Source organism: Gracilibacillus sp. D59 (assembly GCF_052246695.1).
Lineage (GTDB): Bacteria > Bacillota > Bacilli > Bacillales > Amphibacillaceae > Gracilibacillus.
On sequence record NZ_JBQQCK010000007.1, the window covers coordinates 176,454 to 202,715 of the forward strand.

General features: G+C 34.4%; 27 protein-coding genes. 18 read left to right on the plus strand and 9 right to left on the minus strand.

The genetic code is table 11. The features are described 5' to 3' along the window. Positions 1–370: 370 nt before the first annotated feature. On the plus strand, positions 371–3,103 hold the full coding sequence (locus ACTWP4_RS13610; protein WP_443129317.1) for a GTP-binding protein: 2,733 nt from the start codon (positions 371–373) through the stop codon (positions 3,101–3,103). Positions 3,104–3,598: 495 nt separating this feature from the next. Here ACTWP4_RS13610 and ACTWP4_RS13615 read toward each other — a convergent pair whose 3' ends face one another. Genes ACTWP4_RS13615 through ACTWP4_RS13625 form a run of 3 tightly spaced genes read right to left on the minus strand, consistent with a single transcriptional unit; the run spans position 3,599 to position 5,327 of the window. Next, positions 3,599–4,054 (minus strand): CBO0543 family protein, encoded by a 456-nt coding sequence (locus ACTWP4_RS13615; RefSeq protein WP_443129318.1) that lies wholly within the window; start codon positions 4,052–4,054, stop codon positions 3,599–3,601. 2 nt (positions 4,055–4,056) lie between these two features. Next, on the minus strand, positions 4,057–4,533 hold the full coding sequence (locus ACTWP4_RS13620; RefSeq protein WP_443129319.1) for a hypothetical protein: 477 nt from the start codon (positions 4,531–4,533) through the stop codon (positions 4,057–4,059). A 5-nt stretch (positions 4,534–4,538) separates the two neighbouring features. After that, the gene (locus ACTWP4_RS13625; RefSeq protein ID WP_443129320.1) at positions 4,539–5,327 is read right to left on the minus strand and encodes a hypothetical protein; all 789 of its coding nucleotides are present in this window, start codon (positions 5,325–5,327) and stop codon (positions 4,539–4,541) included. Between the two features lie 49 nt (positions 5,328–5,376). On the opposite strand from ACTWP4_RS13625, the gene ACTWP4_RS13630 reads away from it, so the two are divergent. The 8 genes from ACTWP4_RS13630 to ACTWP4_RS13665 all read left to right on the plus strand — a co-directional run bounded on the left by ACTWP4_RS13630 (position 5,377) and on the right by ACTWP4_RS13665 (position 12,484). Then, positions 5,377–5,559: a BCCT family transporter gene (locus ACTWP4_RS13630; protein ID WP_443129404.1), complete on the plus strand. Its 183-nt coding sequence runs from the start codon at positions 5,377–5,379 to the stop codon at positions 5,557–5,559. Between the two features lie 126 nt (positions 5,560–5,685). After that, positions 5,686–6,309 carry a TetR/AcrR family transcriptional regulator gene (locus tag ACTWP4_RS13635; protein WP_443129321.1) on the plus strand — a complete coding sequence of 208 codons (624 nt, stop codon included), beginning with the start codon at positions 5,686–5,688 and terminating at the stop codon, positions 6,307–6,309. Positions 6,310–6,428: 119 nt separating this feature from the next. Then, a complete protein-coding gene (locus tag ACTWP4_RS13640; RefSeq protein WP_443129322.1) occupies positions 6,429–7,286 on the plus strand; it encodes an alpha/beta fold hydrolase in 858 nt (285 codons plus the stop codon). A gap of 263 nt (positions 7,287–7,549) precedes the next feature. Continuing rightward, positions 7,550–7,750 carry a cold-shock protein gene (locus ACTWP4_RS13645; RefSeq protein ID WP_443129323.1) on the plus strand — a complete coding sequence of 67 codons (201 nt, stop codon included), beginning with the start codon at positions 7,550–7,552 and terminating at the stop codon, positions 7,748–7,750. Positions 7,751–8,086: 336 nt separating this feature from the next. Then, positions 8,087–9,529: a DEAD/DEAH box helicase gene (locus ACTWP4_RS13650; protein WP_443129324.1), complete on the plus strand. Its 1,443-nt coding sequence runs from the start codon at positions 8,087–8,089 to the stop codon at positions 9,527–9,529. A gap of 357 nt (positions 9,530–9,886) precedes the next feature. Beyond that, a complete protein-coding gene (locus ACTWP4_RS13655; protein ID WP_443129325.1) occupies positions 9,887–10,594 on the plus strand; it encodes a deoxynucleoside kinase in 708 nt (235 codons plus the stop codon). A 246-nt stretch (positions 10,595–10,840) separates the two neighbouring features. Beyond that, the gene (locus ACTWP4_RS13660; protein ID WP_443129326.1) at positions 10,841–11,890 is read left to right on the plus strand and encodes a serine hydrolase domain-containing protein; all 1,050 of its coding nucleotides are present in this window, start codon (positions 10,841–10,843) and stop codon (positions 11,888–11,890) included. A gap of 24 nt (positions 11,891–11,914) precedes the next feature. Continuing rightward, positions 11,915–12,484, plus strand: coding sequence for a histidine phosphatase family protein (locus ACTWP4_RS13665; RefSeq protein ID WP_443129327.1), 570 nt, complete (start codon positions 11,915–11,917; stop codon positions 12,482–12,484). Positions 12,485–12,733: 249 nt separating this feature from the next. On the opposite strand, the gene ACTWP4_RS13670 is transcribed toward ACTWP4_RS13665, so the two are convergent. Together ACTWP4_RS13670 and ACTWP4_RS13675 are read right to left on the minus strand one after the other, a co-directional pair. Beyond that, positions 12,734–13,174 (minus strand): hypothetical protein, encoded by a 441-nt coding sequence (locus ACTWP4_RS13670; RefSeq protein ID WP_443129328.1) that lies wholly within the window; start codon positions 13,172–13,174, stop codon positions 12,734–12,736. Next, the gene (locus tag ACTWP4_RS13675; RefSeq protein ID WP_443129329.1) at positions 13,155–13,604 is read right to left on the minus strand and encodes a helix-turn-helix transcriptional regulator; all 450 of its coding nucleotides are present in this window, start codon (positions 13,602–13,604) and stop codon (positions 13,155–13,157) included. The genes ACTWP4_RS13670 and ACTWP4_RS13675 overlap by 20 nt, the downstream gene beginning before the upstream one ends. Positions 13,605–14,118: 514 nt before the next feature. Here ACTWP4_RS13675 and ACTWP4_RS13680 point away from each other — a divergent pair. Further along, positions 14,119–14,706 (plus strand): hypothetical protein, encoded by a 588-nt coding sequence (locus ACTWP4_RS13680; RefSeq protein WP_443129330.1) that lies wholly within the window; start codon positions 14,119–14,121, stop codon positions 14,704–14,706. Positions 14,707–14,813: 107 nt separating this feature from the next. Here ACTWP4_RS13680 and ACTWP4_RS13685 read toward each other — a convergent pair whose 3' ends face one another. After that, positions 14,814–14,972 carry a hypothetical protein gene (locus ACTWP4_RS13685; protein ID WP_443129331.1) on the minus strand — a complete coding sequence of 53 codons (159 nt, stop codon included), beginning with the start codon at positions 14,970–14,972 and terminating at the stop codon, positions 14,814–14,816. 209 nt (positions 14,973–15,181) lie between these two features. Here ACTWP4_RS13685 and ACTWP4_RS13690 point away from each other — a divergent pair, with 209 nt between their 5' ends. Both ACTWP4_RS13690 and ACTWP4_RS13695 read left to right on the plus strand, forming a co-directional pair. Next, on the plus strand, positions 15,182–15,649 hold the full coding sequence (locus ACTWP4_RS13690) for a CBO0543 family protein (protein WP_443129332.1): 468 nt from the start codon (positions 15,182–15,184) through the stop codon (positions 15,647–15,649). Positions 15,650–15,744: 95 nt separating this feature from the next. After that, complete coding sequence (locus ACTWP4_RS13695) at positions 15,745–16,029, plus strand: hypothetical protein (RefSeq protein WP_443129333.1); 285 nt, start codon at positions 15,745–15,747, stop codon at positions 16,027–16,029. 290 nt (positions 16,030–16,319) lie between these two features. Here the strand turns inward: ACTWP4_RS13695 and ACTWP4_RS13700 are convergent, their stop codons facing one another. Further along, positions 16,320–16,472, minus strand: a complete 153-nt coding sequence (locus tag ACTWP4_RS13700; RefSeq protein WP_443129334.1) for a small acid-soluble spore protein P — start codon at positions 16,470–16,472, stop codon at positions 16,320–16,322. A 23-nt stretch (positions 16,473–16,495) separates the two neighbouring features. Continuing rightward, the gene (locus tag ACTWP4_RS13705; protein ID WP_443129335.1) at positions 16,496–16,738 is read right to left on the minus strand and encodes a DNA alkylation repair protein; all 243 of its coding nucleotides are present in this window, start codon (positions 16,736–16,738) and stop codon (positions 16,496–16,498) included. A gap of 481 nt (positions 16,739–17,219) precedes the next feature. Between ACTWP4_RS13705 and ACTWP4_RS13710 the strand changes: the two genes are divergently transcribed. Continuing rightward, complete coding sequence (locus ACTWP4_RS13710) at positions 17,220–17,507, plus strand: TIGR04104 family putative zinc finger protein (protein WP_443129336.1); 288 nt, start codon at positions 17,220–17,222, stop codon at positions 17,505–17,507. 168 nt (positions 17,508–17,675) lie between these two features. Here the strand turns inward: ACTWP4_RS13710 and ACTWP4_RS13715 are convergent, their stop codons facing one another. Then, positions 17,676–18,125: a DUF1569 domain-containing protein gene (locus ACTWP4_RS13715; RefSeq protein WP_443129337.1), complete on the minus strand. Its 450-nt coding sequence runs from the start codon at positions 18,123–18,125 to the stop codon at positions 17,676–17,678. Between the two features lie 325 nt (positions 18,126–18,450). Between ACTWP4_RS13715 and ACTWP4_RS13720 the strand changes: the two genes are divergently transcribed. The 5 genes from ACTWP4_RS13720 (at position 18,451) to ACTWP4_RS13740 (ending at position 26,228) form a co-directional block, all read left to right on the plus strand. Beyond that, on the plus strand, positions 18,451–19,158 hold the full coding sequence (locus ACTWP4_RS13720) for a DNA alkylation repair protein (protein ID WP_443129338.1): 708 nt from the start codon (positions 18,451–18,453) through the stop codon (positions 19,156–19,158). A gap of 274 nt (positions 19,159–19,432) precedes the next feature. Then, entirely contained in the window at positions 19,433–20,401 is a 969-nt protein-coding gene (locus ACTWP4_RS13725) for a DMT family transporter (protein WP_443129405.1), read from the plus strand. A gap of 557 nt (positions 20,402–20,958) precedes the next feature. Then, positions 20,959–22,869: a PTS mannitol transporter subunit IICBA gene (locus tag ACTWP4_RS13730; protein ID WP_443129339.1), complete on the plus strand. Its 1,911-nt coding sequence runs from the start codon at positions 20,959–20,961 to the stop codon at positions 22,867–22,869. A gap of 141 nt (positions 22,870–23,010) precedes the next feature. After that, positions 23,011–25,083, plus strand: a complete 2,073-nt coding sequence (locus tag ACTWP4_RS13735) for a BglG family transcription antiterminator (protein WP_443129340.1) — start codon at positions 23,011–23,013, stop codon at positions 25,081–25,083. Positions 25,084–25,088: 5 nt separating this feature from the next. Continuing rightward, entirely contained in the window at positions 25,089–26,228 is a 1,140-nt protein-coding gene (locus ACTWP4_RS13740) for a mannitol-1-phosphate 5-dehydrogenase (protein WP_443129341.1), read from the plus strand. The last annotated feature ends 34 nt before the right edge of the window (positions 26,229–26,262 follow it).

The window sequence follows — 26,262 nt, forward strand, 5'->3', positions numbered from 1 at the left end:
TCCCCTTGTAATAATATAAAGTTTATTAAATTTTTTTAAAACGTTCTTTATAGTTTTATCTTAACGTTTTCAGATTGAATGTCAAGAGGTACAACATGATTTTAGTCAATTCCGTATCAAAAAATATGACGTCATAGCCATTCTAGTAAATATTGATTTTGTGGTTGGAGTGTTAGATTCGGTCATATTCTTCAGTTAAGGACTAATACGGATTCACATCATATTTACACGAGGGGAGATACAAAATTGTATTATAAATGATATAAAAATGAAACATTGTGCAGGTTTATGTTTGTTAGAATGTAGGATGGAGATTTATATTTTGCTACATTTCGTTTTTAAATAAGGCAATATGGGGGAACAAGACACAATGGAAAAACAATTAATTAACAAGTCCTACTATCGTACATTTATCGAAGGTATTAAAGATGTGGATCCAATCAAGGTTTTAGGTGAATTATATATAGATGAACAACAAAATGAAATGCCTGATCTATCGTCTATCCGCTTTGCTCAGGGAGAGGTTTATTTTCTATATCAAGATTTTGAAGCGGCCATTTTTAAATGGGAAAACGTTTCTAATGAATTAAAGCCTTGGGCACAGAAAAATATAGCAGATGCGCATACTAAAATGAATTTACTTGCCATTGCTGAAGACTACTATAATGCAGTTGAGACAGATTCTGTGGTTTTAAAAACAGAAGTTCTTCTACAGCTATTTTCACTTTACATACAGCTCGGCAAGCATACAAAAGCAGTCGAATCTATTAAGAATGCAGTTAATATAAATCCAGACTATCCTGATGTAACCGATGTGGCACGAGTTTTCTTTGAAGACCAACAAGATTGGGACAATGCTATTGAGCTTGCAGTCAATGAGGCAATGCGAACAGAATCATTATCATGGTTTGTAGTTTTAGAAGAGTATGTAGAGCTAGGTCATACTGCTAAAATAAAACCAAAATATTTTAGTGAAGTATTAATGACTCTATATAACATTGATCTGAATCGCTTTGAATGTCTTGCAACAGCTCTATGGAATAGTTATAAACAAACTGATTTATATTTCCCATGGCTTGAAGAGTTAAACAACCTACTACTTAGCATTGAACCAGAACGTTCCTACGTATGGAGCAAGCTTTCTAATCAGTATAGAGTAACATACTTTGAATTAATGAATGGAAAGTATTTAATAAAAGAATTTTCGTATTTAATGCCGAGTCATTTAACCAATTGGATGAAACTATCTACTGCTTCAGATGCTTTAATAGCCTCGTCTGCGGTACTAGCGTGGAACGAAATTTATTCATCTAATATGGAAGATTCTATAATTAGGGAAGCGGAAAATCTGTTAGGTCAGTCTGATCGTTATCAGGATGGTATAGAAGATGCATTAAAACTTTTCAAGTCCATCATGAAATGGGCAGCTGGTGAAAGCTTGCAATTGGATAAACGTTTTGAATGGATCGTTGATGAGTTACAAGATTTAAATGAATACCATCTAATGATTACAGGGGCAGAGACGAGTGGAAAGTCTTCATTTGTGAACACGCTGCTTGATGAAGAGCTATCAAAAGATCCAGCAAATGCTACTGTCCTTTATAAAGATGCAGATAATGCGAAAATTCATGCCATTACGAATGAAACGGAAAGAAGCATAGCTGAACGACAAGATTTTAAAGAAGCAGCAAAAGATGAGCAGACACTTATTTCTTGTAGGATGCCGGTATCGTTTTTAAATGAAAATAAGCTTACCCTAATTGATGCTCCACAAGGTACATTAACGAATAATGGCAATCATTATCTGTATTTAGCGGATAGCCTGCTATTTGTTTTAAATGCAGATTCTAATCTGACAGGTAATGAACTTGATATGGCTGTGAGAATCAAGGAGCAGGCACCAGATCTACCTATTCATTTTCTATTATGCAAAATGGACCGAAATACTGATAGTCAGGAAGTGATGGAACGGACTGAGAAAATAGTATCAAGGATTGATTCCTATTTCCCAAATGCAAAAGTTTTCGCATTTTCCACTTATGAAGAAAGAAAAAATCAATTAAATGATTTTTCTACTTTTACTAGGTCACTGTTGGATGCACGCAGCATAGCAGAGGAGCGTACGTCTAAGCTTCTTTATTATATTAAGAAATCGATCAAGTTATTGCTTGTAAAAAGAGAAGAAGTGGAAGATTCATTAGTTGATAACATTAAATGGAATGAAGAGATAGTCACAAAACTTAAAGGTGCTCAAAATCAGTTAAGTGACATAGAAGAGAATACGGTTCAAGTTATTAAAAAGTCATATAGCAACATTATAGAGGACTGGAAACAGGATTTGACGGTAAAGATACCGGAATTGATTCGAAAAAGTTCTGAAGTGATTAATGAAGATAGTGATTTTGGAAAAATTCATATTGAGCTCAACGATGAAATAAATAAGCGAATCAATCATTATATTGAAGAAACGGTTTTACCAGATTTATCTGTAGAACTCCAAGAATGGATTGAGAATAGTCAAAGGGAGTTGAATGACAGGCAGGCGTACTTAGATGAAATGTGCGAGAGTTTTAATGATCTATATGGTGAAGAAAAGATATATTTCGAGTGCGACAGTAAGGTGTTGGATGACTGGAAGCGTGATATGGAGCGGATGACAAGGGGTAATATACAGTTGACAAAGGTCTCTTTCATGAGTCAGCATACCATGTCGCAATTTTTATGGAAAAGCGCTGGGAAGCTTATCGGTGCATTAGCCAAAAATAATGAAACACTTCATTATAAATATAAACACTACATGGAAGGGAAAGACTACAGTAAAACAGTTGAAACAATTATTGATGAATTTATGCAACAATTCGAGTTATTTGAGAAATCGTTGGAACGGGATATTAAGATATTTTTTACGGATCCATATAAAGTGTTAGATGAAATCTTAGTAGAAACATATGATGTGATTGAAGATAATAAAGGTGTATTAAGCGATATGCGTAAAAAACCTGAATTATACCGCGATCCAATTACTTTGTTTGAAATAAAGCTTCGTCAATATGAATGGATGACTACTGATGGTGACCGAATCTATGAAAATAGTAACCCATAAAGGAAGTAATTTCTTATCAGGTAACCGGGAACATACGTGAATGCAGTCGTGCAGATGATTCGAGTTTGGCCAAAAGAGACTTTTAGGTATAATAATGTTTTTTATCACAATGGATTGAGAGTTCATGAATATATTCATGGATTTTCAGTCCTTTGTTATAAGACCAGAAAGTATAGATTGAACGGTTGTCTAACGTCGAAGTCCAGAAACTAGGCCACTTTGCCTCATCACGTAATATTGGAGGTGAAAGGTAGATTCAACAAAGATTTGTTGAATAAACCGAGATAAACGACAAATCCAAGAAGGGTGAGCGAAGATTTGTTGAATAAACCGAGATAAACGACAAATCCAAGAAGGGTAAGCAAAGATTTGTTGAATAAACCCATATAATCGGCAAATCCAATAAGGATGAACAAATTCATTACTTTTAATTGCTTTATCTATAATTCAATTTTTGATAAGCAGACGGACGGGACGGGCTTTGCTTAGTTTTTCTTATTTTGAATAGTTCAGCCTTCGAATAAATTTCCAATGAATGATAAGGGTTAGAAAGATGAATGGATATAATAGTGCTGAATACCAAAGCTTCCAACTAGCGTAGTAGAAAAACTCTGTCTGCAAAGAAAACCATTCAAACACAATTGCAAATGCAGACCAAAGCAAGATATAGAGGACTTTATTGCCCAACTTTTGATTAGAAGGATAAAAGTTTAGGAATAAAAAACTAATGGAAGGAAAGTACAATAATATTCCTAGCAACCCAAGCCAATCAAATCCTTCTTGAAAATAACCATACAAATGATAATGCAGGTTAAGTATTATATCAGTTAACAGTCCATATATAAAACCAAAGACAGATGTGGCATAAATCTCTATTTTACTTAGCCTTTTCGGAACAAAAAATGCAATTAAGTTAAAAAGGAGAAAAACAACAAATATGAGTATCCACATATTTATATTCCTTTCTGTATGGAGGTTACTTTTGCTACCCCAATAGCAAAGTGGCTCCAAAGTATATTTTCTACTAATTCTGCTTGTGTTTCGTTACACTCAATTATTAAAATAACTTCTGAATGTTTTCCTTTTAATAACCTTTTTTTCTTTTTAACAACCAGTTCATAAAAAAAGCGAATGATAACTCCGGTTACAAAGCCTATGAATGCACCAATTAACCCCAAATATACCGGACCTAATGCTAGTTCAAAACCTATACTAGCTCCAATTACAGAGAAGGCTGTTGCAAGTGCTAAGCCAATATCAATTAGGGTTGTACCGTCTGAACGATGTAGTGTATCAAATAATTTACGTTCTTCTTCTCGATTATCAAGTGGAACAGCATATATATTTTCTTTAATAATCCCTTTTTTCTCTAGCGTGGAAATGGCTATTTCCAGAAAGGCATTATTTTCAAAGGTTGAAAATAGTTGCATTTTAATCACTCCACTTTTTGTCCTTTTAGAATCTGAAAGTTAGCGTCTTGATAATGGTCTTTTAAATATGTTCTTTGTTCTTTCTCATAGAGCTTGTTGTTTTCAACTGTTGCTGAATAGGAATCAAAAGCAGCGAAACCATATAGAGACGGGAAAAACATAAACCATTCTGGATTCAAGATAGTGGTTGCACTTTGGATTTCTCCTAAAAACAAAAATGTCACTGCCTCAAGAGCATGAGATTGATAAAAAAAGATAACAGCCCAGATGACAATAAAAGCTGCCGTTAAAGTTCGATGGATATAAAGATGTCCTAGACCTGGCATAAATAACGACCATATAAATGCTAATAGAGGATTTCTCTTATCTAAGTAGTTTATTTCTAATGGTGATAAAACAAACGTATTGAAACTGTGGTTTTCCCTATCTGCCAATATGTAAACTTTATTCAAGTCTACTGTCGTTCGATAGCTATCCCAAATGGCAAAAAGGTAAACAGGGATATAAAGAAGAAGCCATCGTGTATCTAATACTTCTTTAGCCATGTCAATATTCCCTTGAAACGAATAAATCATTGCAAGGTTAAGATTAGTTTGGACATTAACTATAACTTCCCATATAAACAATAAGTAACCCCTTAAATATTTGGAGAGCAATAAATGTCCGATTCCAGGGAATGCCGCACTCCACCAAGCAATAATATATGGATTTCTTAGATGAATTTGAGTTGTTCCAAATATACTTACGTGAGCCGTGTATCGTCTTGCTGTATTGTCATTATTGTAGTTCTGCATTTTTCATCCACCTAAAAAAGTTATCTTTACAATGATTTACATTAATTACATGATATATACATTGTTAAGATGTGCTTTCGAGAAAGATCAGGCTTGGATTGACAGTTGGACGATCTTCTTTTTGGAATGGTGGATTTCTAAGAGACTGTTTGTTGGCATTTCCATCGCAAGAATTTCAGAGTATTCCTCTAAAAGACAAGAATTGGTTACCCCTTATTCCATCCTTCCTTAGCAATTCATTTGTTAAAGAAGAGGTATCTTTTGTCTTCTTACCATTAACTCATTGACCAATCAGGTAAATAGCGATATAATGTTGTTGACCTATAAGGTAAATATAAAATATATAAAGGTGGTTATCATGCTTCCGAAAATTTTGAATCTAGAGTCCAAAAGAAGGGATGTTATTTTAAATGCAGCATTAAAGGAATTTGCTATGAAGGGATTTGATGACGCCTCGACAAATGTTATTGCAAAGGAGTCTGGAATTTCAAAAGGGTTAATGTTCCACTATGTAAATAGTAAAAAGGATCTTTTTCTATTCCTTTATGATTACTGCTCTGACATGATTAACAAAGAATATCTTAATTTAATGAACTTTAACGAAAAAGATATTTTTGAAAAACTGCGGCAATCATATCTTCTCCAGATTGAGTTATTGCAAAAGCACCCTTGGATTTTCGAATTTATTAAAATTAATGCTATTACTAAGTCTGATGAAATTAATAAGGAGTTGAAAAAAAGAATTGGCGGGAAACAATCATTATGCCATGAGACAATGTTTGATGTCGTTGATGAATCTAAATTCAGAGAAGGGCTGGACGTTGAAAAGTGCAAACTGCTTATTTTTTGGTCAAATATTGGTTTTACAAATCAAATATTAGAGGATATTAGGAACTCAGAAGTCACTGAATTGGATTATGACAATATACTTGCAGAACTTGATGGTTATCTAAATGAACTTAGGAAAATCTATTATAAATAGAAATTAACTATGGGAGGGGTGATACAGCGATGAAAGATAATACAAATACTCGTCAAACTGCTAAGTTCCTTGGTAGTGAAACTCCGGTTGGAAGTTTCTACAACGTGGAGGGACGACGCTTGTTACTCGCTTGTTCTGGGACCGGGAGTCCAACAGTAGTATTTTTACCGGCAGCAGGTATGGTTGGGCTTGATTATCTAAATATTCATAACAAAATTAGTCAGCGTACAACATCAGTGATCTATGATCGAGCGGGAACGGGCTGGAGCGATCAGGTCAAACTACCTCGAAATGCCCTTAATGTCACTAATGAATTGCGAAGTCTTTTGCATACAGCTGGCATACCAGCTCCCTATCTATTCGTTGGCCACTCGTTAGGTGGAATATACGCACACCATTACGCCCAACGATTTCCGGATGAGGTAGCAGGGATGCTTCTACTAGAACCGCCTCACGAAGACTTTCTCACCAATACACCAAAGTTAAAGAAACGCTACTTACTTCAGCAGATTTTTCCTATCCTTCGTACACTCCTAACATACAAACAGACCTTTCGAGGTTTATTTGATCAGATGCTAGCAAGTTGGCCAGATTCAATACGTGAACCGCTAATTAAATATCATCTCAGGACATTATTGAAAACGATTAAGGAAAGGAAAAACTTGAACAGCGAACTCTATAACGAATTCCGTAAAGGAGGAGAAATACCGGATATCCCTTTAATTGTGTTTACAGCGATGGGAATCGACCCATTCTTAACTCCGATCACGAGTAAATCATTTCTCCGTGATACTATTGATCCATTCAATAAAGTTAAAAATATGACATATTCAAACTTAGCAAATTCAGTTCCCCGTGGGGAGCATCGTCTACTCAAAAATGCCGGACATACCACGATCCATACTGATTGTCCAGGCGAGGTGGTCGGAGCAGTATGGGATTTACTCGATATTGTAGACAATTCAGGAAGTAATTGAAACTTAATTTCTTTTAAATTGATATTCTTGGCTTAACAGGGTTACTATATTATTATCTCGACATGGTACGGTGAACTCCAAATAAAATTTATAACCAAATATTAGTTGCTATTCCAAACATTATCTGCTATACTGAATAAGAATTATTTTTGTTCGGTCTCGGTCTGAGAGGAAAGAGTAAATATTGCACTTTTTACCTTTTATCTAAGTTGAGCAATGATAGTATCAAATGGTGGAAATGATCCACACAGGAGGAAATTAATATGCAACAAGGTACAGTTAAATGGTTCAATGCGGATAAAGGTTTCGGTTTTATCGAAGTAGAAGGTGGCGAGGATTTATTCGTTCATTTCTCAGCTATTCAAGGTGAAGGATTTAAAACTCTAGAAGAAGGTCAAGCAGTTACGTTTGATACTGAAGAAGGTCAACGCGGACTTCAAGCTACCAACGTTAATAAAGCATAATTTACTAAAGGGCTCTAAATATAGAGTCCTTTTTCTTTTTTTATAGTAAAGAAAGCCAAGCAAGCTAAGTGGGGGGATAACAGAAGCTAACACCCGGATAAGTTTCGCTTTATCTCAGTTGATTCTGGAAGTCGCTACGTTTCTAAACGTTTCTTATAGTAAAAATAAAACTTACCTCGATTGCCTATGTACAACAAATTAAAGCTTTTATCATTTGGCTAAACGACAAGCTGTTTAGCCAGGGTATAACGAAAGTTAAAGATAGATTCGCGGTGGTATATGATCGAGTAACTGCGCAAATAGTATAAATAAATCTAAAATAAATGAGGGTAACAAATGAAGGAAAGAGATTTTGAAAACTATCCATTAAGTGATGAATTAAAAAAAGCACTAGATGTATTAAAGTATAATGAGCCAACAAAGGTACAAAGTGAAGTCATTCCAAGAGTATTGGAAAACCAAGACCTAATCGTAAAATCGCAAACTGGAAGCGGGAAGACTGCTGCTTTTGCCATTCCTATCTGTGAAAAATTGGTCTGGGAAGAAAATAAAGCGCAAGCATTAGTGCTAACCCCGACAAGAGAGCTGGCGACTCAAGTCCGTGAAGATATAACCAATATCGGCAGATTTAAACGAATTAAAGCATTGGCGGTATATGGAAAAGAACCATTTGCTATTCAAAAGGATGAACTGAAACAAAAAACACATGTAGTTGTTGGTACACCTGGTCGACTAATGGATCATATTGAAAAAGAGACAATAGACTTAGAGCAAATAAAGTATCTTGTTATTGATGAAGCAGATGAAATGCTTAGGATGGGCTTTATAGATGAAGTAGAAGCTATCATCAAAAAGGTACCATCAAACAGAGTTACGATGTTGTATTCTGCAACCTTACCAAAAGAAATTGAAAAGCTTTGCCATAAATATATGCAAAACCCTATAAATGTCGAAATCACAACAGAGGTTTCTACTGATAGTATTGATCACAGTTTATTCGAAGTAAAAAAAGGCTCAAAAATGGCACTACTTAAAGATGTGACTGTGGTTGAAAACCCAGATAGCTGTATCATTTTTTGCAATACACAAGATCAAGTAAACGAAGTATGGACCGAATTGGAACAGTCTCATTACTCTTGTGAACAGATTCATGGTGGTTTAGAGCAAGAAAAGCGATTTGATGTAATGGAAGGCTTTAAATTGGGGAAATTTCGTTATCTAGTAGCAACAGATGTAGCTGCAAGAGGCATTGATGTCGATAATGTATCTCTCGTGATTAATTTTGATGTTCCAATGGAAAAGGAAAGCTATGTACATCGAACTGGAAGAACAGGTCGTGCAGGTAATAAAGGGAAAGCAATCACATTTGTAGACAGTTTTGAAGAAAGATACTTGAGATCAATTGAAAATTATATCGGTTTTGAGCTCCATAAACGGGAAATACCTTCGAAAGAGGAGGTAAAGGGAGCAAAAGAAGCCTTCGATAAAAAAATGACGGAACAACGCATAGTAAAAAATAATAAAACAGCGAGAATCAATCAAGATATTATGAAGCTACATTTTAATGGAGGCAAAAAGAAGAAGATTCGGGCGGTGGATCTTGTTGGTACCATTTCAAATATCCCAAATGTAACAGCAGATGATATTGGGATTATTACGATTAAAGATAATTGGTCCTATGTAGATATTTTGAATGGTAAAGGTTCTTTAGTCTTAGAAGCAATGGAACATACAAAAGTTAAAGGTAAAAAGTTGAAAGTGAGTAAAGCGATGAAATAGAAATATGTAACGGAGTAGTTATGCCGGCTAGGGTTATTTTGACTCTGGCCGGTTTTATTTGTTATTTAAATGATTGATCAATATGTAGTGTTAAAACGTCAAAAAATAACTATATAGTGTGTTTTGTGTTGTGAGTGAGTGTGGTATAATATACAAGTTGCTTTTCAGAGTATGAACTATACGCATGTCAATAAAAAGGAAGAACAAATTTGAACATGGAATTCTTTTTCTAAATGGATTGTACAATAAAAGGTACATAAGATATTAGGTTTCTATTTTGATTATAGACAGTTGTTCTTGAACGTTAAAGGAAATAAAAATGCGGGTTCTAGAATATTTAAGGGAGAGCTAAATAGTATGAAAGACTTTTATATCGATTGTTTAAAAAGGTTAAAAAGGACAGAAGGAGATGGATGGAAAATGATTACGATAGATGGTGTAGTAGGTGTTGGAAAGACTACATTAATGGATATGGTTGTACGGGAGTTAGGATATACACCATTTGAAGAACCCGTTGTTAATAATCCGATTTTAGATAAATTTTATTATGACCGAGAACGATACAGTTTTCCCTTACAAGTATTCTTCTTGAATGAACGTTTCAAACATATAAAAAATGCTAGTAAGCTAAACAAGGCAGTACTTGATCGTTCTATTTATGGAGATGTCATTTTTGCTAAAATGTTAAAAGATAACGGAGAAATGTCTGAAGAAGAATTTAACATTTATTTAGACTTATTCAAAAATATGATTGAACATTGTCAGCCCCCAGCATTAATGATATACCTTGAAATATCAACGGAAGAAGCTGTTCGTCGAATTAATAAACGTGGAAGAAGTTATGAAGTAGATACAGAAAATGCGTATTGGGAAAGATTAAACAAAGAGTATCGTGAATATTTTGAGGCATACAACGCTTCACCTGTTTTAAAAATTAATGTTGATCAACTAGATTTTGAGAATAACCCATCAGATCGTGAATATGTAATAGCTCTAATCAAAAAAGAATTACAAGCACTAAATGTCAGAGACGCTAAACCTATGAGTCAGATAACTTCAAAGTGAAAGCCTGAATTAAATCAAGAGTGAATAAAAAAATATCTAGAGCTAATTTTCAAGAAGAAGATAGTAAATGCCACGAAAGTGTAAAAGAAACTGTGTCAGTAGGAGTGTGTGCAACTCTTATTGCGCAGTTTTTTTAGTTGCAATTAACTAAACTGGACAAAAAAATATATAATTTTTTCCAAATCCACACACAAGAACATACATTCGTGATAAAATTAAGTTAAGATAACTGATTGTGGGTGAAGTATGAATATAAATAGTATTAACATTGAAAAGCGAATGAAAGATTATAATGTACCAGGTTTAAGCATCTCATTACTCGAGAACGGACAAATTAGTGGAATAGAAAATTTCGGTATATTAGAAGAAGTAAGTTCTAGAAAAGTAAACGAAAATTCCATTTTTAGTGCGTGTTCCATTAGTAAGTTCTTAACAGCAATGCTCGCTATGAAGTTAGTAGAGGAAGGATATCTTGATTTAGATGACAATGTAAATCAAAGGTTAGTATCCTGGATAGTACCAGATAATAAATATACGAAAAGCAAAAAAGTTACATTGAGAAATTTGCTTAGTCATCATTCTGGAATTAAAGACCCTGAAGGCAGTTTTGCTGAATTAAATTCGAAAAATGGGTATCCTTCGATGATTGAATTATTGAAAGGGGATACTCCTTATTGTAAAGTTCCAATTGAAGTAAAATGTCAGCCAGATAGTAAATTTCACTATTCGGATGCAGGTTTTTGTATTATTCAGCAACTGATAGAAGATGTTACTAAAAAACCGTTTCAACAAGTTATGAATGAATACATATTTGTACCGATCGGAATGGAAAATAGCTATTTTAAAATAAAAATGATGGAAACGGAAAGAGAAAATTATGCTTGTGGTCATAATAGAAATGGTGAATTAGTAGAAGGGAAATATCCTATATATCCTTATCCAGCATCTTCTGGGCTATGGTCAACTTCATTGGATTTGGCTGAATCAGTCCTTGAGCTAATGAACGCAGTAAAAGGAGAAAGCAAGGTTGGCATTTCGGAAAGTTTGGCAAGAGAAATGATAACCCCACAATGTGGAAAAAGTTGGACTGGATTAGGTGTGTTTCTTGAAGGCACTGAAAAAGAACTAGAAATTACATCTCTCGGTTGGGGAGTTGGTTTCCAATGTATGATGGTAGCACTTCCGAATTTAGGGAAAGGTGCGGTAATTATGACGAATGCAGAATTAGGAGTTCATCAAATGAAAGGAATTATAGGGGAAATATATAATTCTCTTATGTCAGATTTAAGTGAATAAGTAAATATTAGGAGGATGAGTGTAATGGAGATTTATTTTTTCCGTCACGCACAGGGGCAACATGTTTTGAGCACGCCACAAAGTTTACACATGAAAGACCCTTCCCTTACAGAAGTTGGAGAATATCAAGCAGAAAAACTTAAAGAAACCTTTCCAGTTTCAAATGAGGATTTATTCATCATAAGTCCCACTAGACGCACGATTCAAACAACTTTGATATGGACAAATGATGTGTATTGTCAAAAGATAGTTAATCCACTAGTCGGTCCTCGTATGTTTCCTTTATTATCTCCAGATAAGGCTTATGATTGTGACCAAACATTATCGAAAGAGAGTATTGAAAAGGAATTCCCAAAGCTTGCCACGGCAAATATAGAAGTAAACTACTGGAATAAAGGTATAAATACAATCTCTGAGTATAAGTTCACTCATGTAGCTAAAATGTTTATAGATTGGTGTAAAAGCTTAAATAAAGATAAGGTTTTTATTGTTTCTCATGATGGAACTATTACTTCTTACCGACAATATTTAGGTGAATCTGTGACTCGTGAACAATTCCTGGGAGATACAGGGTGGTATAAAGTAATGATTTAAAAATATTCAAATTAAAGTAGCCGGTGCCCTTGTGAAGTTCTGTTATAACTTGGTAAAAAACTACTGCTTAACAAATTCTCATCCTTTCTTCTTTTGCGAATTTAGGATCCTTTTTTGTTGCAAGAACAATCATGTGATCATACATACTTTTACAGCAAGATTTAGAAAGTCTAATTAAAAATTCTTTTTCGTTATTTTATCTATATGCAAAGTGAATATTTGAAAAAGAAAAGAGTCCGTTAGGCGATTTTATAAATCTGAATCAATAGCTAGTTTTTTGATAGGAGCATATATGTGGTAGGTCGAACCAAGATCGTGAATGTTATCAAATGCTTGAATGAGCTCGATATCTGAACTCTCTGTTTCCTGTTTTGAGATTTTTAAAAATCTTGCATAATCGGTTTTGAAGACATCTCCTATATCAAGTAAATCACCAAAATATTTGAACTTAGCACAAAAGAGTTGTGGTATTGTAACGGTAAAAAAATAGGGATGATCAATCTGTATATCTTGTGAAATCCCGAAAAGAACCTTGAAGCGGGTTGAATTTGGTTGACAGTCTGAATAGATGACATAGCAGGAACCATTTATCGCTTCATCGATGTTATCTAATAGCAATTTTGAATGGGAGCGGATTTTCGACTTGTAATCATCATTTGCCAGATCAACCTCAAAGGCAATACCGTTCAACTGAATCGTTTGAAATTCGGGTTAAGGTAAAATCGGTGACAATATCACCATTGATATTTTTAATGGGTCTTTTCACTATTTGAGGGATTGGTTCTTGAGGAATGTTCTTATCTTTTCCTCTAAGAGAGCTTGGAGCTACACCATATTGACGTTTGAAGGCTCGGGTAAAAGAAGATTGAGTACCGAAATTTAGCTGATAAGCAATATCTGTTAGAGAGAGGTTTTCATGTTGTATTAACTGTAGGGAAGCATTCAATCTTCTGGACAGTATGTAATTGTTTAATGAACAACCCATCATGGCAGAAAAAAGTCTATGAAAATAGTATTTGGACATGTTAAAGGTCTTAGCGATAGACTCTAATGACAAAGGTTCTTGAATATTATCTTCAATATTTACCAAAGCATGTTCTATTACTTTGTAATGGTCCATAATAACTCCTCTTTTATTCCATATTTTTGTAATTAGTATACCATAGGTTCATTATTTCAATGAATGGAATAAGTTTAGGTATTCTAATTATTTTGTTTAAATGGGTTTTATTGCATCTTAGTATATCTTATGAAGAAGGCAGTTTAGTAGATGACCAAAATCTCCAAGTTCTAGGTTTTATGTTTCAAGCTTTCATCGTTGGACTGCTATGTTAGGTCCCAATTTTATGTTAGCCTTAAATACGTGCATGTATAGTTATTTATTTTATAGAACACGTATAGTCCCCATTATTCTGAATGATTTTAGCCAATTTAGTATTCAAAGCAAGTTTATTAGAAAAGTTTTGTGTAGTAGAACCTTTCTCTACGGCAAAAGGTTCCATTACATTACCTGTGAGCGGTATGAAATGAGTTTGGTTAACTGTCAAAGGATTTATTAAGCAGAATCTAATAAAGTAAGTAATTGAACAAGCTACAGTACTTTAGCGATTTTACAACAGAGAGGGGGAGGCAGATTGCAATCAAATAAAAAATTCAAGAAACGCTATATAATAATATTTTGTGTATTACTATTAATAGGGGTATATTTTGGTCCTTCAGTGCTTGGGGGTTATGCTATAACTGAGCATTCTGCAATTCGTTATACAATACCCAACCAAGAGGGTGAAGTAGTCTTCGAACAAGAAATAGCAGATAAAAAAATAGTTATTTGGGATACAGGTAAAGTCAATTATGTTAAGTTAATTGAAAAACCTTTAGGCATTTTTAAACGAGCCACCAATGTAAGTTCAATTAGCGGACAAACAAATGATGGAAAAATGAAAGTTACTTGGTCTGGATCCGAAATCAAAGATGGATTTTATCAGGTAATATTTGCTGCTGAGATATTGGATAAGGATATTGAGAAAGTAATTATTAGTAATGAACAAGATGATAAAAAAAGCACACCATTAAATATTGTTAAAGAGCAATCAACTGTTTTTATTGAATTGGATGTAAGAGATGGATTTGCAGTTCATTACAGTGAATTACCACATGGAGATGTAGGTAGTTTTCGTTTTCGAGGGATTAATCGTGATGGAAAAATTATATCCTTTGATTAAACAACCAATTATTTAGGTTATTGTGAACAAAATGATTAAATCCTGTATCAATGATTACTTGGTAATCTAAGATACAGGATTTCTATATTTAAACATAAATGTTTTTTTTAATCGTGCATTGCTCCTGCCTCTCGGGAAGTTATTGCTCCTTGCCCGTTACTGACATCTTTTTGAATTTCTTGTTTTACTTTTCGTGCATCAGTTTTGGCATATTCCGGTTCCATAATAGAACCCGAATTCTCTTTAGCTTTTTTATCTTGTTGCATATAAGTCCTCCTTTAATGTTTACCATTCTTATTATTTACAAAAGAAAGCACGGTATACCCAGAGTATGTGAGTGAATTTACTTCAAGTAAAAGGGAAAAGAGTTCAAAAAGGACATTGCCCTATTCTTATTGAAGTAAAGCGCAGAATAGTTTATATACAATACTTACATAATAACGAGGAATAAGTGATTTTTTTGGGGGGTTTTAAATTGGAACCACAAACAATTTTTGTGTATATAGCAAGCTTGATTTTAGCATTATGTGCTTATATAATTCCTAAAAAAATGAAACTATATGAAATTTATGCAACATCATTATTCGCAACAACATTTGGTCTTCTTGTTGATACAGTATTGGCGGTAAAATACAAACTATATGTACTTGATAAGTCAGGAATACAACTACCTCCATTAATAGGGCAGGTTATTTTATATTCTGCTACAAGTATCATATTACTGAATTTTTTCCCTTTTGATAAGTCGATAAAATGGAAAGTAGTTTACATTTTATGTTTTGCTTTGCTTGCTGTTGCCTTTGAGTTTATTTCTTTTAAATTTGGATTTATCAAATATAATGAGTGGAAAATTTGGTATTCAGCTTTGTGTTACCCATTTCTAATTTACTTTCTCGTTTTACATTATAAGTTCTTTAAATGGTTGGTTAAACGGCCTATTTAGGATGGTTAAACTAACTGACAGCATAACTTCAACAAAGGGTAAGGCTATTTCTTTACGAAGCAGTTTGGTGAAACAAAAATTCAGGAGGGATACTGATGTCTAACATGAGAAGAATATTTTTTTATATAGGTAATATATTCATTGGAATTATTTCTTATTATTCTTATTTATATTTTTGGATGCTCTTTAGTTGGGGAGATCCGTTTCGCTTTTTCTCCGTCGAGACACTTATAACTTTATGTATTAGCACTATTATTTTTCTTGGATACAATTACCTATTACTGAGAAAAGAAACATATTCGAAAAAGTATTGGTGGATTTCGTTAGGAGTTATATTATTTTCCATTATAGCTATTGTGTCAATTATTGAGTATTCATAAAATAAGTTAAATACTTGGTGGTCATATAGAAGTTTTAAAAGTTGCGGACCAATAAAATCTGACTTGAATTTGCGTTGAATACCATTTAATCATAGTAGAATAATAAAGGTAAATCATCTAAATCCCTTCTGACACAAGGACTTTAGATGATTTCTTTTAAACACTACTTTTCAAGATAAGTTGTGAAAAATTTGATTAAAAATTGTATTGATATGAATTATTTGTTATTTCGTAATTGGTCCAGATTGTAAATAACCCCCACCTACAGTACCTTGTATTGATTAGAGCTCTCACATGTCATGTGATGCACCATGTTTTTGTCGAGAATGGTTTTTATTTTTTACTTTATGCGATCCTGCTAATGGTTCACCGTAGGGCTGTTGGACGCTTTTGGGTAAATTAGGTTGTTCCTGCTGTTTCGGTCCTTTACGATTTTTGGTCATATTTATCATCCTCCATGATTTATTTATGGTGTTTGAGCATACTTAATAAAGGTGTTTTCATCTTCAATTAAGCCACATACACCGCATTGTATTCTCCTGGTAGGGCCGTTGTAGGCGACATGAAAAGCTTCTAATGGTTCCTGCTCGTAATTATTGATCACTTCTCCAGTATCTGTGTTTAATTTTACTGGTTTGGCAACTTGCTCAATTACATTAAAACGTGAACGGTTTGTTTTACATTTAGGGCACCGGTAAGGCTGATTCAAGTAAAACACCTCCATGGTTACTTTGTTACTTACAAAGTTTGAACGATACTTACCTTTTATTTTCTCTGATTCCTGTTAAATTATACGAAGGCTTTAACCTTTTTGATAAAAGGTATAAAGCTTGTTTTTATGATCCATCGAAGTTCAAACGTGTTGGTTGGGGAAGGAAATGTGTAGTTAAACAAACAATTAAAGGGTTAAATTTGCGAATTATTAATTTCTATCCAGAGAAAATTTATGATGATTTAAATGATTATGCTAATAAATACAATATTTCTATATTTAAGACTAAGGATTATTTAATTTTAGAAAAACTGAAATGAGACCGTTCTTCAACTATTCGGTGGCAAGAGTTGAACAAGGCTATCATTACTTTGGTGGTCTTTTCTATTTGTCGATGAATTGTTGGAATATTATGTTAAAATTAAATTGCAAGATATTGAACTGGGCAGGTTAATTAAAAAGAGGGTGGTGCTTTATTTTGCAAAAATGTAAAAACTGTAATGCACAATTTAGATGGAACAAAATTTATAAAACGTTCTGGTTGAATTATAAGCCTATTAAATGTAGCGAATGTAAAACCATTCATAATATAACAATTATTGGTAGATTTACAGTTGTCTCTTTAACCATCTTACCAATGATGATATGCAGTTATATTCTCACACCTATTAGCAACATTTTTACGACACTTGGAGTAGGACTTTGTATATTAATTTTAGGTTCATTGTTGACACCTTTTGTTGTTACTTATAAAGAATCTTTGTGAATGACTATTACTTTATTATTGAATTAAATGGCAGGATTGTTGAACTAAAATAAAAAAACAAAAAATACAAAGCTTGAACGGAATAACAGGAGTTATCATTGTGGCAACTCCTTCTTATCCTAAAGGTCTGGTTACTTAAAGATAATACGGTATAGTTAAACTCCTGCCCTAAACACCAAATTGTTTTAAATGGTGGTCAAGATGCTTGTAGATTCCTTTCCCCCATTGTTCGGGAGTAAATTTTCCGAAAAATGGATGTGGATGACTTGTACAAGCCTCTGACCCATCCTTTTGAAATGTTATAATTTTTTGTTTCAGTTTTGTTCTTTCTATTTCAAAATCTTTTTTACATGTAATTAAAATGGTTGGAATAGTAGACATATTGTGGGCTAAAGGTTTGTCATTATAAAAAATGGGTTTTGCAAATCTACCTACTATTAACCCTAACCAACCTCTTGGGGGTAAAGAATTTCCCATTGCGATATCTTGGAAAGATGAGCAATGAGCTAGCATTTGAGCGACATCCATTTTGCCCCATTTTGGTTGTGAATTTATGTTTAAGTTTTCGATACGATTTAAAATTTCATCTGTATACTTTATCTCAAAAATATTATTCATTATAATACTCCTTTAGTTTTTGATTTTAACCAATAAATGCCCTTGATTATTTAATATATAATTCAACGTCAACGTTATATTATCCTTCTTTGACTAATGGTGAGTTTATTAAGAATTTGTATGACTTAGTTATGATGTCTGGAAATAGTTAACGTTCATACTTTCTTCTTAAACGGATGAGATTGTTGAAGAGAGAGCAATAGCTTCTTGTACTACGAACCAGAATAGTAGTATAAGATTATGGTAAAATTGAAAAGTATAGAAGACTTGAATAAGAATCTTACAATTAAGTGGATATTCATATTAAGGAAGGAAGTACAAAACTATGGATTTCGAAACAGTTATGCGGGAGCTTGAAGCGTTAGGCAAGGAACGAATGAAAAAAATGTACATATCCAATGGTGCACACGAGCCGCTTTTTGGCGTGGCTACAGGTGCTATGAAACCAATCGCAAAGAAAATAAAAATAAATCAACGTTTAGCTGAAGAGCTTTATGATACAGGGAACTATGATGCAATGTACTTTGCCGGTATTATTGCAGACCCAAAAGCTATGACTGAGTCGGATTTTGATCGTTGGATGGATGCAGCATATTTTTATATGCTATCCGACTATGTCGTAGCAGTAACATTATCTGAGTCAGATATTGCACAAGAGGTTGCCGATAAATGGATAGCAAGTGATCAGGAGTTGAGAATGTCAGCAGGGTGGAGTTGTTACTGTTGGCTTTTAGGAAATCGCCCTGACAATGAATTTTCTGAATGCAAGATTTCTAATATGCTCGATATCGTGAAAAATGGGATTCATGATTCGCCAGAACGAACGAAATCTGCTATGAATAATTTTCTATACACCGTGGGGATTTCATATTTACCACTAAATGAAAAGGCGATTGAGACCGCAGCGGAAGTAGGTACAGTAGAAGTTAAACGGGAAAAGAAAAAAAGCAGTTTCCTAAATGCTTACGAAAGTATTCAAAAAGAAATGGATAAAGGAAGGCTAGGATTTAAACGTAAATATGTAAGATGTTAAAATTAGTTTCGTATAAGGGTGTTGATCCAAGGAGGATTGACGCTCTTTTTGTTAAAGTTACTGACTAATAGCGTTTTGTTATTTAACATTTCCTCTACAGTATCGGAGTTACTTAGGTTGAATAGCCTACTTTTTAATCTAAGCGCATTACATATCTATGGTTGCAACACGTACTAATTAGCACAACATGTTACAATAAAAAAGTGCATTAGGGAAGCTTTCGCTAATTGTGAAAAACAAAATGCTTTTTCAAAAACTAGATGATAATACAAAGATGTTAGTTAGGAAGGAAGTAAGAAAAGTGGGTAAAAGTAGTAAAAAAATTTATCTTCTGTTACTGTTAGTTCCGCTTTTTTGGGGAGGAGCTTTTGGTACAGCTCAACATGTTATTACAGAAATTTCACCGCTTATAGCAGCAACCCTACGATTTGGTTCCGCTGGATTGATATTACTTACTATTATTTTAGTTCGCGGAGAATGGAATTGGGAAGTATTAAGAAAACGTTGGCTCGGACTATTTCTTATGGCTATTACCGGAATATTTAGTTATAATGCTTTTTTCTTTGTGGCTTTAAAATATACAAGTGCGGTAAATGGCTCTTTAATTATGTCAACCACTCCTGTGTTCGTTACAGTAGGAGCTATATTATTTCTCCACGAGACATGGAATAAACGCTTAGGAATGGGATTATTTTTGTCATTAACCGGAGTATTTCTTGTCATTATTCAAGGGTCTTTTCAAACTTTAATTTCCCTTTCCTTTAACAATGGTGACTTATTGTTTATTGCAGCTTTATTTAGTTGGGTGATCCACGGATTAATTGGAAAAGTTGTGATGCAAGGTGTATCTCCATTATTTACAACGACTGTGACCACTTTGATTGGCTCTATCTTTCTTGCGATAGGATCTTTCTTTGATGGAGAGTGGGAAGATGTGCTAGCTATGTCCGGTCAGTCATGGATAGAGATGGTCTACATGGTTGTTTTTGCGACCGTCATTGGTTTTTTTCTTTGGAATAAGGGGATTCAACAGATTGGTGCTAGTAAATCAAGTATCTATATGAATCTTGTCCCTATTAATGCAGCTTGGATTGCTGTGCTCTTGTATGGAGAGAGCATAGGATGGCAACAACTGTTAGGTATGGGAATGGTGATTACTGGAGTATTTATAGCCACATTTAATGGATTAAAAAAACAAAAACCAGAAGAAAATATAGAAAAAGTAGTAATGATTGATTCCTAATGCTTTGTGACAACAAGTTCATGAAATATACCCAGTCGCCATTATAATATGGCGATTTTTTATTAAACAAGAAAATTTGCGCGGATCTAGCTCCGAACGCCTAGATAATAGGCGACTTCACGAACCGTCCTATAATCTAGTCATCATCGACTCACAAGCTCACCGTGATACCTTTTCTCAGTTGATTCTGAATTCGCTATGTTTCTAAAAGGGGCACTGCGCTTTTCTTAGGAAGTAGAGGAATCCACAAAATATCCATAAACCTAGACGTAACTTCCATTCATCTTTATGTAGTGCGGAAAAGTAATTTCTTTCCAAAGATTTGTTGAATAAACTAACATAATCGACAAAACCAATAAGGATGAACAATTCTATTAAGTAAAATTTAGAACCCATTATGTCCCTAAACTCAGTGCATAAATCCTATACCATGGAGAAAAAATAGGTTTGTCATAAAGCCTGCGACAAAGATAGTTTTCAAGTATCTTGAAGCTAGGATAATCGTGGCATATGATTAAAATTGAGGTATAAAAACTATGTTGAAAGGGAGATAAATAATGGCTCAGTCAAATATAAAGGTAAAAGTCCAGCAGTTTGGTAACTTCCTTAGTTCTATGGTGCTGCCGAATATAGGTGCATTTATCGCATGGGGACTTATTACTGCTTTATTTATTGCAGATGGTTTTTTTCCAAATGAAAACCTTGCAAAATTAGTTGATCCAATGGTCTATTACTTATTACCATTATTAATCGGTTACACAGGTGGTAAGCTTTTTCATGACCAACGTGGTGGTGTTGTAGGTGCGATTGCTACAATGGGGGTTATTGTCGGTGCACCAGAGACACCGATGTTTTTAGGTGCAATGATTATGGGGCCACTAGGTGGTTATATCATTAAAAAGTTTGACCAAGCAATTGAAGGGAAAATTAGATCTGGTTTTGAAATGCTTGTCAATAACTTTTCAGCTGGTATTTTAGGTGGTTTACTTGCAATCTTATCATTCTTAGCTATCGGACCGGCTGTAAACGGTTTTACCCAACTACTTGTTGCAGGTGTAGATTGGTTAATTGGAGCAGGTTTATTACCGTTAACAAGTATCTTTATTGAACCTGGAAAAATATTGTTCTTAAATAACGCGATCAATCATGGGATATTATCTCCAATTGGTTTAGAACAAGCAAGAAGTACAGGGCAGTCTATTCTTTTCTTATTAGAAGCAAACCCAGGACCAGGTCTTGGTGTATTATTAGCATTTATGCTTTTTGGAAAAGGATCAGCAAAGCAATCAGCTCCGGGGGCGGGAATCATTCATTTCTTAGGAGGTATTCATGAAATTTACTTCCCATATGTATTAATGCGTCCAATGTTGTTCTTTGCCGTAATACTAGGTGGTATGAGTGGAATTTTCACATTAGTACTACTAGGTGGAGGGCTAGTGGCTCCTGCATCACCAGGTAGTATATTTGCGATCGCTGCGGTTACACCGGGGGAAGCAAGTGTTTATATCGCTAACTTTGCCGCAGTACTAGTAGCAACGATTGTTTCATTTGTTATTTCTGGACTTGTGTTAAAATCAAGTAATCAAGAAGATGAAAATATTGAAGAAGCAACACAAAAAATGCAAGAAATGAAAGGTAAGAAAAGCTCTGTTGCTGGAGCACTTCAATCCAATCCAGGAACATTACCTGAAGACGTGAACAAAGTTGTTTTTGCATGTGACGCTGGCATGGGATCGAGTGCAATGGGAGCATCATTACTCCGCAAAAAAGTGAAAGCAGCAGATTTAGACGTTTCTGTTACAAATACAGCCATTAGTAACTTACCAAATGATGCACAGGTTGTTATTACACAAGAAGAATTAACACCGCGTGCGAAAAGTAAGTTACCTGATGCTTACCACATTTCCGTCGATAATTTCTTATCAAGTCCGGAATACGATAAGTTAATTGACAGTTTGCAAAATGGCGTCTCAGAAGAATTATCTGAGGTAGTGGAAGAAACAGAAGCAGATGTAACAGGGGCAGATCATGGCCACGATAATGACGACTTGTTGCTAGAAGAAAATATTTTCATTAACCAAGAATTTTCTTCTAAGGAAGAAGCAATTATTTTTGCTGGGGAAGTACTTGTTAAAAATGGTTATGCGGAAGAAAGCTATATCGATGCGATGATTGAACGTGATAATATGACGTCAACATACATGGGTAATAATGTAGCTATTCCACATGGTACGGAAGAAGCGAAAAAAGCTGTACTACGTTCAGGGTTTACGGTTCTGCAAGTTCCAAATGGCGTTGATTTTGATGGTCAAGAAGCGAAATTAATCTTTGGTATTGCTGGCAAAGATGGCACACACCTTGAAATTCTTTCAGGTATCGCAGTAATTTGTGCAGAAGAAGAAAATATTGAACAAATGGTACAAGCTAAAACAGCAAAAGAATTACTGGATATTATCAATAGTAAGTAATTTAGCGAAGCCTCTGATTCATCAGTTGGCTTCACTAGTCGCTAGAGCTATTTTACAAAAGAGTAGAAAGATGGTGGTGTACCGTCTTTCTATTCTGTTTTATTCTTGCGGTGATTATTTTAAAGAAATGAGTGGGTAAAAATGTTTATTACCTCAAGGGAAAAATCGATCATTGATTTAGTAATGAAGACCTCTGGTAAGCACACGCCACATTCACTTGCCAGTTATTTAAATGTAAGTGTGAGAACAATTCAACGTGATTTAAAGGCTGTTGAAAACATATTAAAGCCTTTTGAATTACAACTGAATCGCACTACTAATGACGGTTTAATGATTGATGGAAAAAATGAACAGATATTTAAACTGATGCAGCAGTTATCCCATGTACACCCCACTGATGAAACACCAGAAGAGAAGAAACTGCAATTACTCATTAAATTACTACACGAAGGATCATTTTTTAAAACGCAGGTGCTAGCAAAAGAACTAGGAGTAAGTGTTACAACGCTTGCGTCTTATTTGGATGATCTAACAGATTGGCTAGAGAAATTTTCGATAGAATTGACACGAAAAAGAGGTGTCGGTATTGGTATAGCTGGTGAAGAAGCAAATATGCGTAAATCATTAGCTACTTATTTTTTGTTTCATTTTCATGAAGAACTATTAGAAAGTTTATATATATTACAGAAAAATAATACATTAGAAGGCCCCGTACTCAGCTATTTTTCACCGGGTCATCTTTTAATAATTGATGATTTGGTTCATCATTTGTTTGATCGTGGGCAAACTCGATTAGCGGACAATGATTACTTGGGCCTTATCGTTCACATTGCTATCACTGTTCATCGGGTAGAGAATAACTTTCTGTTGGAAGCAGAGGAAGAAATGGTGAATGATGAATCTGCTAGAGAATTTCAACAGATTAGCCAGTTATGTGAGGAATTAAAAGCTGAATTATCGATCCCACTAACTAAAAGAGATATTCATTATTTAGCAGTTATTTTAAAAGGATCAAAATTACAAGATTCTGAGACGGTAGACTATGACAGTATCATGCTTGGGCAGATTATTAAGAATATTATTCAGAATGTTTCAAGCCAATTACATGTTGATTTATCGAGGGATTTTTCGTTATTTCAAGGGTTGCTAGCACACATGGAACCTTCCATCTTCCGGTTAAGGCATCAAATGGGATTATTTAATCCTTTAACAGGGCAAATTAAAAAGAAATATCCTGTGTTATTTAAGGCTGTTCGGAATAGTTTGGAGAAAGAATTTCCTGATATTACCTTCCCGGACGACGAAATTGCCTTTATTGTTCTTCATTTTGGATCAACATTACTAATGAATGAGGAGAAGACTACCATACATGCTGTCATCGTTTGTCCAACAGGAATAGGAACCTCCAAGATGCTGGCAAGTCGTATCCAGAAAGAATTCACCGAGATTAATTCTGTGGAAATTAAATCAATGAAAGATATAGAGAAGTCGAATTTAGATGAGTTTGATATTGTTATTTCCACCGTCAGGCTTCCTTTTGATGATGTTCACTATATTTTAGTGTCTCCTTTATTAAGTGATGAAGACATTCAAATGATTCATAGCTATCTTCAGAGTAATATTCAAGAAGTAACAGCTAAACATGAATATGATAGTGGCAAAGAGATGAGGCGTGAACCTTCAAATCTTCAAGAAATTTTACAGGAAATGAAAGATGTACAAACAAGCATCGAAGCTATCATAGATAATTTGCGTGTATATCGAAAGTCTAATACAGATTATAGACAAGCACTGAAAGAGATGATAGAAGAACTTGAGCAAAGAACATTAGTCACAGATGCATCAAGAGTTTTACAAAAGTTAGAGGCCAGAGAAAAAATGGGTGGACTGGGCATTCCGGAAACAAATATGGGGCTGTATCACTGTCGGGACAGTAGCATTCATGAGCTTATTTTTCAAATATGTCATTTAGAACAGCCATGTGTCATTAAAGGGATGGATAATAAAGATATAAAACTGAAAAATGTACTTTTAATGTTATCCCCTGAAAAGCCTAGTTTAAAAGAGCAGGAAATACTAAGTCTTATAAGCACCAGTCTGATTGAAAATAACAATGCAATGATGATTTATTCGTCTTCAAGTGAAGCAATGATTAAAGGTAAGTTAGAGGATTTGTTTTCAGAATACCTTCAAAATAAATGGATAAAGGAATGATTGTAATGAAACAAACAGTTCATTTTGGAGCAGGAAATATTGGTAGAGGATTTATCGGTGCTTTATTTTCCGAGTCAGGATATCATGTAACATTTGTGGATATTGCTGATCATATCATCAATCAAATAAATGAACAAAAGAGCTATCAAGTGAAGTTAGCGACAGATAAACAGGAAACGACTACAATCAATAATGTATCAGGACTAAACAATATGACACAGGAAAATGAGGTTATCGAGACCATTACGAACGCAACGTATGTAACGACTGCTATCGGTCCTAACATTTTACCGAGAATTGCCCCACTTATTGCTCGTGGTATTTCTGAACGAGTGTACCAAACAGACGAGCAGTTGTATGTTATTGCCTGTGAAAATCAGATCGGCGCAACAGATATTTTGAAGCAACACATTTTAGACAATCTTGATGAAGATACAAAAGAAAGATTAGCAGGACGAGTGCAGTTCTTTAATTCTGCCGTTGATCGTATTGTACCAATCCAAGAAGATAATGAATCACTTGATGTATTAGTGGAGCCATATTATGAATGGGTTGTTGAAACAGAAGAAAATATTCCAACAGTTGAAGGAATGACTATTGTTGCTGAGCTTGCTCCTTTTATCGAGAGGAAGCTATTTACGGTTAATACAGGACATGCCGTTATCGCTTATTTTGGTTATTTAAATGGAAAATCAACAATAGATCAAACATTAGCGGATGAAAAAATAGCGGAACAAGTGGAAGCAACATTACAAGAGACCGGCAATTACTTAGTTAAACAATATGGCTTAAACGAAGCAGAACACTTTAGCTACATCCAAAAAATTATAGAACGATTCAAAAATCCATACTTAAATGATGGTGTAACAAGAGTAGGACGCGCTCCAATTCGTAAACTTGGACCAGAAGATCGCTTAGTTCGCCCAGCAACAGAAGCACAAAAGGCAGGATTAGCATTTACTAACTTAGCTAAAGCTATAGCTGCTGCATTATTATTTGATCACCAAGAGGATGAAGAAGCAGTAAAACTTCAAGCGATGATCGATGATAAAGGAATTGCGAAAGTTTTGCAGGAAGTAAGTAACCTTCCTGAAGATAGTGAGATTACAGAAGAAGTTATCAAACAATATGAGTTATTGAAATAAAAACAGGTTACCAATACGGTTCAGTACTTTCAAT